Origin of the sequence: Marinicauda salina (genome assembly GCF_003122085.1) — a bacterium.
Taxonomy (GTDB): Bacteria; Pseudomonadota; Alphaproteobacteria; order Caulobacterales; family Maricaulaceae; genus Maricicauda_A; species Maricicauda_A salina.
The window spans coordinates 400,318-413,708 of record NZ_QEXV01000003.1 but is presented as its reverse complement, the minus strand read 5'-3'; the positions used below and the strand labels follow the sequence as shown (position 1 = coordinate 413,708).

Here is a 13,391-nt window from a genome sequence, read left to right as displayed (position 1 = left end):
CGCCATGGATCGAGGGGCGGATAAACTAGGGAGGCGCGCATGGCAAAGGTGATCGGCATCGGCGGGGTGTTCGCCCGCTGCGACGACGCGGAGGCGACGGGGCGCTGGTACGCCGACGTGCTGGGGATCGAGCTGGCCGATTTCGGCGGCGCGCATTTCCGTCCGCAGGACTTCGTCGCCCGTCACGGCGACGCGGCGATGACCGTGTGGTGCCCGTTCGGCCCGGCGATGCGCGAATACATGGAGCCCGGAACGGCGGCGTTCATGATCAACCTCGTCGTCGACGATCTCGACGGCGTGCTCGAACGCGCGCGAAGCAAGGGCGTCGAACCGGTGACCGACGAACCGGTCGCCTACGACAACGGCCGCTTCGCATGGATCGTCGATCCCGACGGGGTGAAGGTCGAGCTGTGGGAGCCCGCCGGGGCCTAGATCAGGCCCAGCGCCTTGAAGCTCGCGGTGTCGTCGCGGCCGACGACGAGATGATCGTGCAGCACGATGTCGAACGGCCGGGCGGCTTCGGCCAGCCGCTTGGTCATCTCGATATCGGCGGCCGAGGGCGTCGGATCGCCGCTGGGGTGGTTGTGCACCAGGATCAGCGCCGAGGCGTCGAGCGCCAGGGCCCGCTTGACGATCTCGCGGGGATAGACGGGCGCGTGATCGACCGTGCCGCGGGCCTGGAATTCGTCGGCGATGAGCCGGTTCTTCTTGTCGAGGAACAGCACGCGGACCTCTTCGGTGGCGGCGTGCTGGAGCGCCGCCCGGAGATAATCGAGCAAGGCCGACCAGGACGAGATGACGACGCGGCCGGAGACCTGCTCCCTGGCGATGCGGGCGGCGGCGGCGTGCATGAGCTTCAGGTCGAGCGCAACGCGTTCGGAGACGCCGTCGATCTCGACGAGCGCGGCGGTCTCGGCCGCGCAGACGCGGCCCAGATCGCCGAAGCGGGCGAGCAGCGCCTTGGCGACCGGCTTGACGTCGCGCCGGGGGATCGAGCGGAACAGGAAGAGTTCGAGCAGCTCGTAATCGGCGAGCGCGTCCGGGCCGGCCTTCGCGAAGCGATCGCGCAGCCGGTCGCGATGCCCCCGGTGGACGGGGCCGGCCTCGTGGAGTTCGCCGCGTCGCGCCATCGGCCCGCCTTCAGGTTGCGAACCGCTCGTGTTTAGGGCGCGGGCGCCGGATTGTCAGCAGAAAAGGCGACCCGGCGGGTTCAGCGCCAGGGCGGGCAGTCGAGGCCCGCGGGCGACTTGGTGAAGATCTCGACGCCGTCTTCGGTGACGCCGAGGGAGTGCTCGAACTGCGCCGACAGCGACTTGTCGCGCGTCACCGCCGTCCAGCCGTCGGAGAGCACCTTCACGCCCGGCTTGCCGGCGTTCAGCATCGGCTCGATCGTGAAGAACATGCCCGGCGCGAGCGTCTCGCCGGTCCCGCGATCGCCGAAGTGCAGCACGTTCGGGGCGTCGTGGAAGAGCCGGCCGAGCCCGTGGCCGCAGAAATCGCGCACCACCGAGCAGCGTTGCGCCTCGGCGTATTCCTGGATGGCCGCGCCGATGTCGCCGAACGTATTGCCCGGCTTCACCTCGGCGATCCCGCGCATCAACGCCTCGTAGGTCACCTCGATGAGGCGCTCCGCCTTGCGGCGGATGGGGCCGACCGGGAACATCCGGCTGGTGTCGCCGTGCCAGCCGTCGAGCACGCAGGTGACGTCGATATTGACGACGTCGCCCTCGCGCAGCGGCTTGTCGTTCGGGATGCCGTGGCAGATCACGTGGTTGATCGAGGTGCACGAGGACTTCGTGTAGCCGCGGTAGAACAGCGTCGCCGGCACGGCGCCGTGGTCGAGGAAGTACTCCCGGACGCGGTCGTCGATCTCGTTGGTGGTCACGCCGGGCGCGACGATCTCGGTGAGCATGTCCAGCGCGCTGGCGGCCAGCCGGCCGGCCTTGCGCATGCCCTCGAATCCTTCCGGTCCGTGGCGCTTGATCGCGCCGTCGCGGATGAGTTCGTGCTCGATGTCGAGGCTTGCGTCGTTCACGGACAGCTCCCTTGCGTGGTCCCGATATAACCGCGCCGGCGGCGATAGGGAACGCCTCGCCGTAAAGTCGTGGAGGCGCCCGGCTGGTCAGTCATCGCCGAAATAGCTGTCTTCGTTCCATCGCGGCCGCTCGTCGGCGTCGGCGATCGCGGTGATGATCTCGTAATTGATGCGCGCGAACTTCGCGCCCTGATCGTAGCGGACCAGGCCCTCGATCGCCTCGTCGCCGGGGCCGTGATAATCGCCGCCGAGGAAACGCCGGAAGCCCTGTCCCTCGTCGTCTTCGGGGTCCGGGGAGGCGAAGCCCGTCATCAGGAAGATCGACGGCACGCCCTCGCGCACGAAGTTGTAGTGGTCCGAACGCACGAACAGCGACTGCTCGGGCATCGGGTCGGGCGACAGCGCGGCGCCGGCGCGGGCGACGGCGGCCTCGGTCAACGGTCCGAGCGAGGAGTGCTCCGCGCCGAAGCCGACCATGTCGGCGAACTCGTAGCGGATCACCGGCATGTCGAGATTGACGTTGGCGACCATCTCGCCCATCGCCGGCGTCGGGTTGGCCGCGAGGTGCGCCGAGCCGAGCAGGCCCTTCTCCTCGGCGGTGAGCGCGACGAAGGCGACCGAGCGCCGCGGTCCCGGGCCGGCGGCCATGGCGCGCGCCGTCTCCAGCATGATCGCCACGCCGGAAGCATTGTCGAGCGCGCCGTTGCAGATGCGGTCCTCGTCGGACAGCGGCTGGCAGACGCCCAGATGGTCGAGATGCGCGGTCACGACGACGGTCTCGCCGGCGAGCGCGGGGTCCGAGCCCGGCAGCACGCCGATGACGTTGGCGCTGTCGATCGTTTCGCGGCGCGTGGCCTGGGCGATCGACACCGTCGTCTCCAGCGGGAAGGTCGGGAGGCTTTCGCCGGCCCGGGCTGCGGCGACCACCGTCTCGAAGCTCTGCGGCGCGTTCGCGAACAGCCGCGCCGCCGCGGCTTCGGAGACCATCGCGGTCGCCTCGAGGTCCGCGCCGGCGCTGGCGGCCGGCGTGGTCGTCGAGGGCCGGTTGGCGAACTGCGCCAGCCGCGCGAACGGGAAGCGCGTGAGGCCCTCGGCGGGGATCAGCACCAGCGCCGCCGCGCCGGCGTCCGCGGCGATTGCCGCGCGCGTCCGCGTAGAGTTCAGGTGCGCCGCGACGTCGCTCGGCAGACCCTCGGGCGTTCCCGACAGCGCCACGGCGATGCGTCCCTCGACGTCGACGCCGGCGTAGTCGTCATAGCCCAGCGACGGCGCGTCGATCCCGTATCCGACGAACACCGCCTCGGCTTCGACCGCGCTTTCCTCCTTCACCGCGTGCGGGCTCACCAGGAAGTCCTCGCCGAGCGTCAGCGCGTCCCCGTCGACGGACATCGCGGCGCGGTCGGGATCGCTCGAGATCGTCATCAGCGGGACGGGGGCGTAATAGCCGTCGCTTCCGCCGGGCTCGAGGCCCATCAGCCGGAATTGCGTCTCGACATAGAGCGCGGCCCGGTCATAGCCGGGTTCGCCCGCCTCGCGGCCCTCGAGCAGGTCGTCGGCGAGGAAGCGGATATGCGCCTCGATGGCGTCCGCCGTCGGCTCGGGCGGCGGTGCGGATTCCTGACCGGACTCCGTGGTCGTGGTGACGTTGATGCAGCCGGCGAGCGTGAGCGCCGCGGCGAGAATGGTGACGAAACGCATGGTGGTCGACTTCCCCTCGAAACCTCGAGCGCGCGACTATACGGCCTCGGAAGCGAGCCACAATCCGGGCGCTGCGCGCATTTCAGGAAGCTCACCCGGTTTCCAGCGCATCCGCCGCGGCGGCGAGATCGGCGGCGGGCGGGCCGTAATGGCTGGCGAAGGCCGGCGCCATGCGCGCCGGTCGGCCGGTCGAGAGCTGAAAGCAGACGAGCTTCGTGCGCGCCCGGAACACCGTCTCGCCGGTCTCGGCGTTGCGGAACTGGTACCAGCGCTCGGCGCGCAGCTTGCCGTCGGCGCGCGGGATCCACACCGCGCAGACGAGCCGGTCGCCGGCGCGGCAATGGCCCAGATAGTCGGCCTCGGTGCGGATGAGCGCCATGCCCCGGTCGGCGTCGAGGCAGTCCCGGCGCGTGTGGCCGTCGGCCTCCCAGTGCGCCCAGGCCGTCTCGTCGGCCCAGCGCAGATAGGTCGAGTTGTTGGCGTGGCCGAACGTGTCGATGTCGGCGTCGGCCACGGTGACCGTGTGCAGGAAGGGCTCGGGCAGGTCCCAGCCCGGATCTGTCTTGTCGAGGCTCACGGCGTTGGCTCCCTCCGGCGACCGGCCGCGCGCTTGATCTCGCCGGCGCGCGGCGCATGCTTGCCCTGACTAGCGGGCTCGGCCGGGAGCGCAAGCATGAGCGAGACAGGCGTCACAGCGGGGATCGTCGTCATCGGCGACGAGATCCTCTCCGGGCGGACGCGCGACATCAACATCCAGCAGATCGCCGAATTCCTGGCGCCGCTGGGCGTGCAGGTGAAGGAGGCCCGCGTCGTCAGCGACGACCAGGACGCCATCGTCGAGGCCGTCCGCGCCATGAGCGAGCGCTACGACTACGCCTTCACCACCGGCGGCATCGGGCCGACGCATGACGACATCACCGCCGACGCCGTCGCCGCGGCGTTCGATCGAACGATCGATATCCGCGAGGACGCCCGCCAGGTGCTGATCGACTGGTACGCGAAGTCGAAGACCGAGCTGACCGAGGCGCGGATGCGCATGGCGCGCATTCCCGATGGGGCCAGTCTGATCGACAATCCCGTCACCGGCGCGCCGGGGTTTCAGCTGGAGAACGTCTTCGTCCTGGCCGGCGTGCCCAAAATCGCCCGCGGCATGCTCGAGGACGTCGCCGACCGGATCGAGGGCGGCACGCCGGTGACTGCGATTTCGGTGCGCATCGAAGGCGCGCGCGAAGGCGATCTCGCCGCGCGCCTGTCGAAACTCGCCGAGGCGCACCCCGAGGTCGCGATCGGCTCCTATCCCTGGTTCGAGGAGGACGAGCAGGGCGGGCTGCGCCGCGGCGTGGCGCTGGTCGCGCGCTCGACCGACGCGGATGCGCTGGAGGCGGTGCGGTCGGAGTTCGAGCGTTTCGCCACCTGATCGCCCCGTTTTCGGCGAATGCTCGCCAAACGGGCGGCTCAGCGTCCGTATCGGGACTGACGGGACAGGCAGGAAGGGACGCCACGAGATGACACCCAAGGTCAAGGCGCGCAAGGCGCTGTGGACGGGCGCCGCCGCGATCGCGCTGATCGTCGCGGCGTGCGCCGAATTCGGAACCGAAGGCGGGGTCGAACAGGAAGAGTCGGGCGGGCAGGCGGATCAGAGCGCCGATCAAAACTCGCCGCCCACGCCGCCGCCGTCGCCGGAGCCCGCCGCCGAGATGGCGGGGCTTCGCGTGACGGCCGCCTCAATGGGCGGACCGCAATCCTTCCCTCAGCCCCGCCCCGGCGACATTGATCGCGAGCGCTACGAGGACGCCGACCCGAACCCGGTCGTGGCGACGGCCGAGGAGCCGGTCTCGACCTTCTCCATCGATGTCGACACGGCCTCCTACGCGGTGGCGCGGCGCTATCTCAATGACGGCGTCCTGCCGCCGCGCGACGCGATCCGGCCCGAGGAGGTCATCAACTATTTCGAGTATGACTATCCGCTACCCGACAACTCGGATCAGCCCTTCGCCGCCGACGTCACCGTCACGCCCAACCCGTGGAACGCCGACACCCAGCTCATGCATGTCGGCATTCAGGGCTATGACGTGATCCCCGAAGAGCAGCCGCGGGCGAACCTGGTCTTCCTGATCGACGTGTCGGGCTCGATGAGCTCGGACGACAAGCTGCCGCTGGCGCTGCAGGGCCTGCGCATGCTGCTCGGCGAACTCGACGAGGACGACACCGTCGCCATCGCCGTCTACGCCGGCGCGGCGGGCGTCGTGCTCGAGCCCACGCCGGTCTCGGAACGCCAGACCATCCTCGCCGCGCTGGACCGGCTCGAGGCCGGCGGCTCGACCGCGGGCGGGGAGGGACTCAGGCTCGCCTATTCGCTCGCCGAGCAGAATCTCGACGAGGACGCGGTCAATCGCGTGATGCTGGTCACCGACGGCGATTTCAATGTCGGGATCACCCAGGACGAACGCCTTGAGGACTTCGTTGCCCGCAAGCGCGAGAGCGGCGTCTATCTCTCGGTCATGGGCTTCGGGCGCGGCAACTACAACGACCGGCTCATGCAGACCATCGCCCAGGCCGGCGACGGCACGGCGGCCTATGTCGATACGCTGCAGGAGGCGCGCCGGGTGCTGGTCGAGGAGGCCTCCTCGACGCTGTTTCCGATCGCCGACGACGTGAAGATCCAGGTCGAGTTCAACCCCGCCCGCGTCGCCGAATATCGCCTGATCGGCTACGAGACGCGCATGCTCGAGCGCGCCGATTTCAGCAATGACGCCGTCGACGCCGGCGAGATCGGCTCGGGCCACTCGGTCACGGCGATCTACGAGATCGTCCCGCCCGACAGCCCGGCGCGCCTGCTCGAGCCGCTGCGCTACGAGGCCGAGCCGCAGCCGGTCGATTCGAGCGGAGAGATCGCCTTCCTGCGCATCCGCCACAAGCGGCCGGGCGAGGACGAAAGCCGACTGTACGAGCATCCGGTCACGGATCTCGACGCGGTCTCCGACTTCGCCGACGCCGACCAGGAAGTGCGCTTCGCCGTCGCCGCGGCGGCCTACGCCCAGCTCCTGCGCGGCGATCCGTATCTGAACGATTTCGGCTTCTCCGATGTCGTCGAGATCGCCCAGGCCGCGCGCGGCGAGGACCCGTTCGGCTACCGCGCCGAGTTCGTCCAGCTCGCCCGGCTCGCCGAGACCGCCGCCGCCCAGGAGCGGCTCCACCGGCCGGGGCGGGGCGAGTAGTCGACCCGGCCGCTGCGGTCGGCGCGGACGCGTCGCTCCCCGCCGCTTGTTCGCGCCGCCGCAGCGTCCTACCTTGCCGCCGGCTCACCTTGAGGGTCCGCGCCGCACCGCCGGCGCGGGCCGTTTCTCACCAGGACGCACAGGACGGCATCGACCCATGGCGCACGGCTTCGACAATCGCTGGACCCGCAACGACGACGATGACGAAAAGGAGGGCGCCGACGCGGCCAAGGCCGCGCCCGACTTTGTCGGTAAGGCGCTGTTCGAGAGCCGCTCGATTCTCATCACCGGCTCGATCGACGACAAGACGGCGCGCTCGGTCTGCGCCCAGCTGCTCGCCATGGCGGGCAAGTCCGACGATCCGATCCTGATGGTGGTCTCCTCGCCGGGCGGGCACGTGGAGTCCGGCGACATGATCCACGACATGATGAAGTTCATCAAACCGCGCGTGATCACGCTGGGCTCGGGCTGGGTCGCCAGCGCCGGCGCGCTCATCTATGTCGGCGCGGAAAGCGGCGACCGCTACTGCCTGCCCAACACGCGCTTCCTGCTGCACCAGCCCTCCGGCGGCGCCGGCGGGGCGGCCTCGGACATCGAGATCCAGGTCCGCGAGATGCAGATCATGCGTCAGCGCCTCAACCAGATCTTCGCCGACGCCACCGGCCAGCCGATCGACAAGATCGCCGAGGACACCGATCGCGATTTCTGGCTGTCGGCCAAGGAGGCGATCGATTACGGCCTGTGCAACAAGGTCGTCACCAGCCGCGACGAGATTAAGTGGTAGGGCGGCAGGGGTGTCCTGATTGAGCCAACCACGTCTCGGCCTTCGGACTTGATCCGGAGGCCCAGCTTGGAGCGCGATCCTGTCCGCAGTCCTGGGTCCCCGGGTCAAGCCCGAGGACCGAGCCGGAGGGGGATCCTGTTGGCCGTGGGAAGACGGAGCGTCTCGAAACACGCGAACGCCCCCGCCCTTGGCATCCCGGACGCCCGTCTCTATTCAGGATTGCGCGTGCGGGCGTGGCGGAACTGGTAGACGCACCGGACTTAAAATCCGTTGGAGGGGAACCTCCGTGCCGGTTCAAATCCGGCCGCCCGCACCATTCGTAGCCGGTCTGCCGATAGGCAGAGAAATCGATCCGGTGAATCGATTTCAGGCGGAGAATGCCCCGGCAGGGGCCTTTGCTCGCTTCCGCGAGCTTCGGCTAGGCAAGCCAGGATCCCGAATTCGAACGAAGGCTGTCTCGCCGAAGCCGGAGGCGTCAGCCGAACGCGCGTGCTAGCGTCGCCTCATGTCCGCCGAGATCCACGCCCGCTTCATCGACACCGCCGCCGGGGTGAGCCCGGCGCTGGCCGAGGCGATCGAGACGCTCGGTCCGGTGACGCTTCCCGACCGCACCGGCGCCCCGTTTCCGGTCTATCTGTGCCGGGCCGTCGCCGGCCAGCAGCTCTCGGTGAAGGCCGCGCGCACCATCTGGGGCCGGGTCGAGGCGAGCGCCGGGGCGCGTCCGCTGCTCGAGCATTTCCATGAGCAGAACGAAGACGCGCTGCGCGCGTGCGGCCTGTCCGGGGCCAAGACGCGGACCATCTGCGCCATCGCCGAAGCCGCGCGCGACGGCCGGCTCGAGGCGGACGAGCTGGCGGCGCTGGATTCGGCAGAGCGCGCCCGGCGCCTCACCGCGCTGTGGGGCGTCGGCCAGTGGACGGCCGACATGGCTGCGATGTTCTATTTCCGCGACCCCGACATCTGGCCCGACGGCGACGTCGCCGCGCGGAAGACGCTGGAGAAGCTCACCAGCAAGCGGCGCAAGACGGCGCGCACGGCGGCCCGCTTCGCCCCGCACCGCTCCTATCTCGCGCTTTATATGTGGCGCTGGGTCGACGCGCGGCCGACCTAGCCGCGGCGCTCCGGCAGGTGGCGCAGCAGCTCGGTGCGGTCGAAGAAGACCTCGTTGCGGAAGATGCGGCCTTCGCGCAGGCGCACGACGCACACGCCCTCCCAGCGCGGCGCGGAGGGATCCGCCGACAGCGTCGCCGACCAGTAATTGAGAAAGCCGTCCGGGACGGGAAGGCTGCGCCGGTGCGTCCAGACCCAGTCGGGATAGGCCGACAAGAGCTTCGAGAAATACCGGTGAAGCGCGTCGCGTCCCTCGACGCCGCCGGGCACGGCCGGATCGCTGTAGAAGGCGTCGTCCGTATAGAAGGCTGTGAGGCGATCGGCGTCGCCGCCTGTCCAGGCGGGCAGCCAGTCGGCGCAGAAGCGCGCGGCCTCGTCGGCGGTGCAGCCGGATTTGATTTCCTGATTCATGCCTGAAATCCCCCGTTTCGATGCGCGGCCGACCTAACCCCGCCGGTGCGGCGGCTTGCTCGCGCCCTCGGCGATCGGCGCGCCGGAATCGCGCTCGGCGACCGCTTGCTTGAAGCCGACCTCCTGGGCCCGCTCGCGGAACCAGACGCCCTCCGGGGAATGCCGCGCCACGCCGTCGAAGAAGGTCGAGACCATCTGCGTGTTGGAAAGCCCCATCGCGTCATAGGCCTGGTTGACCACCGTCTTGGTCATCATGAGCTGGTTTCGGGGCACGCCCTTGAGGCGGCCCGCCAGCCGGTCGACGGCGGCGTCGAGCTCGGCCTCGGGAACGGCTTCGAGCGCGAGCCCGATGCGCTCGGCCTCGCGCCCGTCGATGAGATCGCCGGTCATCATCATGCGCTTGGCCTGCTGGACGCCGAGCCGGTAGACCCACATCGCCGGCGTCGGCACGCCCCAGACCCGGCTCGGCGGATAGCCGATGCGCGCGTCCTCGGCCATGACCACGAAGTCGCAGCACAGCGCGATGTCCGAGCCGCCGGCCGCCGCCGCGCCGTGGATGCGCGCAATCGTCGGTTTCGTAGATCGCCACAACGTCATGAAATCGCGCGTGTTCTGCGACATCATCGCGTAGTCGACCGTGGGGTCCCAGGGCATGTCCTGGCTGCCGGGGATCTCGCCTTCGGCCTCGGCGTACTCGACGAGGTCGTAGCCGCCGCAGAAGCCCTTGCCGGCGCCGCGGACGACGATGACGTGGACGTCCGGGTCGGCCTCGGCGCGCTCGACCGCGGCGCGGATCTCGCCGGGCATCGCCTCGTTGATGGCGTTCATGCGCTCCGGGCGATTGAGCGTGATCGTCGCGACCCGGTCGGCGGTCTCGTAGATCAGGGTGGCGAAGTCGCTCATTCGGTCTCTCCCGTGATCGCGGCGATGTCGTCGGCCGACACGCCGGCGGCTTTCAGGACGGCGCGGGTGTCCGGCCCGATCGCGCCTTCGGCCGCCGCGCCCAGGCCGGGCCGGTCGCCGTCGAAGCGCGCCGGCGATCCCGGCAGGCGGACGGTTCCCGCAGCGCCGGCTTCGGCCTCGTAGATCAGCCCGCTCGCGACGAGCTGGGGATGGGCGAGCATGTCGTCGGACGTGTTCACCCTGCCGGCGGGCACGCCCTTCTCGCGCAGGCGGGCGAGGAGGGTGTCGATCCCGATCTCGGCGACCCTGGGCGCGCAGGTTTCGCGGATGACGTCCCAGTTGAGGAAGCGGCCGGCCATGTCGGCGCAGCGTTCGTCGTCGAGCAGCTCCGTCGCGCCGACGGCCTCGCACCAGCCGGCGAACTCCTTTTCCGAGAGCATCACGACGACGAACCAGCCGCCATTGGCCTTCCACGGCCGGTAGACCTTGGCGATGTTCGGGCCGACGCGCGCCGGGTCGGCGAACGTGAGCGGCATGTGCACGTCCATCCAGGAAAACGCCGTCGCGGCTTCCAGCATCGAGACCTCGACGCGCCGGCCCTTGCCGTCGCGGCCCTTGGCGACGAGGGCGGCGGTGACGGCCTGGGCGAGATAGAGCCCGGAGACCTTGTCGCAGATGTATTGCGGGTAGAGCTCCGGCTCGTCGCGCTCGGGGCGATGGGCGAGCCCGCTCTCGGCCTGGATGACCGGGTCGTAGGCCCGCACGGACTTGAGCGGCGCCTCGGGGCCGAAGCCGGTCACTTCGCCGATGATCAGGCCGGGATGGCGTCGCCGCAGCTCCGCCGAATCGAGCCCCATCCGCTCGGCTACGCCGGGGCGGTAGTTGTGCAGGAGCACGTCGGCGTCCTCGAGCAGCCTCGCCAGCGCCCGGCGGCCTGCATCGCTCGTGAGATCGAGCGAGATCAGCTTCTTGCCGCGATTGAGCACGTGATGGGTCGAACTCGCCCCGTCATGGGCGATGAAGCCCAGCCGGCGGATGAGATCGCCGCCGGGCGGCTCGACCTTGACCACGTCGGCGCCCTGCTGGGCGAAGACGAGACTCGCGATCGGTCCGGCCACGACGGTGGTCAGATCGATGATGCGCACGCCTTCCAGGATCATGGGCTTTCTCCTCGCGCGGGTGGCGTCGTCGGCGGGTTGCGCCGATGGTGGCCGGGTCGGAAGGTGGCGGCAACTGGCGGGCGCCGCATGATGCCATGCAGGGAGGCGCGCGATGAGCGCGAACGATGTCCTGATTTCCCCCGAAGCCGCGCTGTCGGAATCCGACGCGGTCTTCGTCGATGCGACCTGGTATCTGCCCAGCGACGGGCGGTCCGGCGTCGACGCCTTCGCCGAGGGACGCATTCCCGGCGCGGTCTTCCACGACATCGATGCAGTGAAAGACCCCACCAGCGACCTGCCGCACATGGCGCCCGGCGCGGCGGCGATGAATCGCTGGCTCGCCGACAACGGCCTGACGGGCGGAGAGCGCTTCATCGTCTACGACCGGAACGGTTTCATGGCGTCGGCGCGCGTCTGGTGGACGCTGCGGCGGTTCGGTTTCGACGTCCGCCTGCTCGACGGCGGGTTCGAGGCCTGGCGCGCGGCCGGCGGAGAGGTCGAGACCGGGGCGCCCGCCGAACGCCGCTCCGTCGAGCTGCAGGGCAGCGCGCGGACGATCCGCGACGACGCCGTGAGCTGGGCCGACGTGCTGCACCATGTCGAGACCGGCGACGCGCTGATCGTCGACGCGCGCGCGCCGGGCCGGTTCGACGCCTCCGAACCCGATCCGCGTCCGGGCATGGTCTCCGGCCACATCCCGGGATCGATCAACCTCTTCTACCGGACTCTGCTCGACGCCGACGGCCGGATGCTGACCGGCGAGGCGCTCGAAGCCCGGCTGCCCACCAACGACCGCGTCCGCCCGATCGTCACCACCTGCGGCTCCGGCGTGACCGCAGCCATCCTGCACGCGGCCTTCGCCGAGGCCGGGTTCGAGGATGTGCGCCTCTATGACGGCTCCTGGACCGAATGGGCCGGCCGCGGCGATCTTCCGATCGAGACGGGACCGGGCGACTGACCGCTTCATCACGAACTCGACACCGCCGCGAACCGCGTTAGCTTCGCGGTGAACGGTGTTCATTTCCAAGGGGAGGGCGGCTTGGCCGAACTCGACTGCCTCGAGGGCAAGCTGCGTCTGCCGGTCATCGGCGCGCCGCTTTTCATCATCTCCAACCCGAAGCTCGTGATCGCCCAGTGCAAGGCCGGGATCGTCGGCTCCTTCCCGGCGCTCAACGCCCGCCCGCAGAGCCAGCTCGACGAATGGCTCGACGAGATCACGTCCGAGCTCGACAGCTGGAACCGGGCCAATCCCGACCAGCCCGCCGCGCCGTTCGCGGTCAACCAGATCGTCCATCGCTCGAACGACCGGCTCGAGGCGGATCTCGCGACCTGCGAGAAGTACAAGGTCCCGCTCGTCATCACCTCGCTGGGCGCGCGGGAGGAACTGAACCAGGCCGTCCACGGCTGGGGCGGGCGGACGATGCACGACGTCATCAATATCCGCTTCGCCAGGAAGGCGCTGGAGAAGGGCGCCGACGGGCTGATCCCGGTCTGCGCCGGCGCGGGCGGGCATGCCGGCACGCTGTCGCCCTTCGCGCTGGTCGCCGAGATCCGCGAATTCTTCGACGGGCCGATCGCGCTGTCGGGCTCGATCGCGACCGGCGGCGGCGTGCTCGCCGCCCAGGCGCTGGGCGCCGACTACGCCTATATCGGCTCGGCCTTCATCGCGACCGACGAGGCGCGCGCGAGCGACGACTACAAGGCCGGCATCGTCGAGAGCCGCGCCGAGGACATCGTCTACTCGAACCTGTTCACCGGCGTGCACGGCAATTATCTCAGGCGCTCGATCGAGAACGCCGGGCTCGACCCGGAGAACCTGCCCGAGAGCGATCCCTCGGCGATGAATTTCGGCTCCGGCGGCAACACCGACGCCAAGGCCTGGAAGGATATCTGGGGTTCGGGCCAGGGCATCGGCGCGGTCCGCAAGGTCCAGTCCGCCGGCGCCTATGTCGACCAGCTCGCCGCCGAGTACGACCGGGCGAAGCACGGGCTGTGCGGGTAGGGTGCCTCAGGATGAATCGCGTCGGGAATGTTCCCGTGATATTCTAATATTTATTAGAACAATGCGGAGC

General features: G+C 69.7%; 14 protein-coding genes and 1 tRNA gene. 8 read left to right on the top strand and 7 right to left on the bottom strand.

Going from position 1 to position 13,391, the window contains the following annotated elements; all coding sequences use genetic code 11:
* The first annotated feature begins 39 nt into the window (after window positions 1-39).
* Window positions 40-432 (top strand): VOC family protein, encoded by a 393-nt coding sequence (locus DDZ18_RS07510; protein ID WP_109252740.1) that lies wholly within the window; start codon window positions 40-42, stop codon window positions 430-432.
* Here the strand turns inward: DDZ18_RS07510 and radC are convergent.
* The 4 genes from radC to DDZ18_RS07490 form a co-directional block, all read right to left on the bottom strand.
* Window positions 429-1,130: a RadC family protein gene (gene radC, locus DDZ18_RS07505; RefSeq protein WP_109252739.1), complete on the bottom strand. Its 702-nt coding sequence runs from the start codon at window positions 1,128-1,130 to the stop codon at window positions 429-431. The two genes, DDZ18_RS07510 and radC, sit on opposite strands and share 4 nt — an antisense overlap.
* A gap of 80 nt (window positions 1,131-1,210) precedes the next feature.
* Complete coding sequence (gene map / locus DDZ18_RS07500; protein WP_269845065.1) at window positions 1,211-2,035, bottom strand: type I methionyl aminopeptidase; 825 nt, start codon at window positions 2,033-2,035, stop codon at window positions 1,211-1,213.
* A gap of 87 nt (window positions 2,036-2,122) precedes the next feature.
* Window positions 2,123-3,733 carry a M28 family metallopeptidase gene (locus DDZ18_RS07495; RefSeq protein WP_109252738.1) on the bottom strand — a complete coding sequence of 537 codons (1,611 nt, stop codon included), beginning with the start codon at window positions 3,731-3,733 and terminating at the stop codon, window positions 2,123-2,125.
* A gap of 91 nt (window positions 3,734-3,824) precedes the next feature.
* Window positions 3,825-4,310 carry an acyl-CoA thioesterase gene (locus DDZ18_RS07490; RefSeq protein WP_109252737.1) on the bottom strand — a complete coding sequence of 162 codons (486 nt, stop codon included), beginning with the start codon at window positions 4,308-4,310 and terminating at the stop codon, window positions 3,825-3,827.
* Between the two features lie 96 nt (window positions 4,311-4,406).
* On the opposite strand from DDZ18_RS07490, the gene DDZ18_RS07485 reads away from it, so the two are divergent.
* From DDZ18_RS07485 to DDZ18_RS07465, 5 genes are all read left to right on the top strand, one after another.
* Complete coding sequence (locus DDZ18_RS07485) at window positions 4,407-5,150, top strand: competence/damage-inducible protein A (RefSeq protein WP_109252736.1); 744 nt, start codon at window positions 4,407-4,409, stop codon at window positions 5,148-5,150.
* Window positions 5,151-5,238: 88 nt separating this feature from the next.
* Window positions 5,239-6,951: a vWA domain-containing protein gene (locus DDZ18_RS07480; protein WP_109252735.1), complete on the top strand. Its 1,713-nt coding sequence runs from the start codon at window positions 5,239-5,241 to the stop codon at window positions 6,949-6,951.
* A gap of 157 nt (window positions 6,952-7,108) precedes the next feature.
* Complete coding sequence (locus DDZ18_RS07475) at window positions 7,109-7,735, top strand: ATP-dependent Clp protease proteolytic subunit (protein WP_109252734.1); 627 nt, start codon at window positions 7,109-7,111, stop codon at window positions 7,733-7,735.
* Window positions 7,736-7,962: 227 nt separating this feature from the next.
* Window positions 7,963-8,051 (top strand) — tRNA-Leu (locus DDZ18_RS07470).
* A 189-nt stretch (window positions 8,052-8,240) separates the two neighbouring features.
* Entirely contained in the window at window positions 8,241-8,846 is a 606-nt protein-coding gene (locus DDZ18_RS07465) for a DNA-3-methyladenine glycosylase family protein (RefSeq protein WP_109252733.1), read from the top strand.
* Here DDZ18_RS07465 and DDZ18_RS07460 read toward each other — a convergent pair.
* Genes DDZ18_RS07460 through DDZ18_RS07450 form a run of 3 tightly spaced genes read right to left on the bottom strand, consistent with a single transcriptional unit; the run spans window position 8,843 to window position 11,319 of the window.
* A complete protein-coding gene (locus DDZ18_RS07460) occupies window positions 8,843-9,256 on the bottom strand; it encodes a nuclear transport factor 2 family protein (RefSeq protein WP_109252732.1) in 414 nt (137 codons plus the stop codon). The two genes, DDZ18_RS07465 and DDZ18_RS07460, sit on opposite strands and share 4 nt — an antisense overlap.
* A gap of 33 nt (window positions 9,257-9,289) precedes the next feature.
* Window positions 9,290-10,159: a crotonase/enoyl-CoA hydratase family protein gene (locus DDZ18_RS07455; RefSeq protein ID WP_109252731.1), complete on the bottom strand. Its 870-nt coding sequence runs from the start codon at window positions 10,157-10,159 to the stop codon at window positions 9,290-9,292.
* Window positions 10,156-11,319: a CaiB/BaiF CoA transferase family protein gene (locus DDZ18_RS07450; RefSeq protein ID WP_158272103.1), complete on the bottom strand. Its 1,164-nt coding sequence runs from the start codon at window positions 11,317-11,319 to the stop codon at window positions 10,156-10,158. Before DDZ18_RS07450 ends, DDZ18_RS07455 begins: the two co-directional genes overlap by 4 nt.
* A 112-nt stretch (window positions 11,320-11,431) precedes the next feature.
* On the opposite strand from DDZ18_RS07450, the gene DDZ18_RS07445 reads away from it, so the two are divergent.
* Both DDZ18_RS07445 and DDZ18_RS07440 read left to right on the top strand, forming a co-directional pair.
* Entirely contained in the window at window positions 11,432-12,277 is an 846-nt protein-coding gene (locus DDZ18_RS07445) for a sulfurtransferase (RefSeq protein WP_109252729.1), read from the top strand.
* Window positions 12,278-12,358: 81 nt separating this feature from the next.
* Window positions 12,359-13,321, top strand: a complete 963-nt coding sequence (locus DDZ18_RS07440; protein ID WP_109252728.1) for an NAD(P)H-dependent flavin oxidoreductase — start codon at window positions 12,359-12,361, stop codon at window positions 13,319-13,321.
* Window positions 13,322-13,391: the final 70 nt, after the last annotated feature.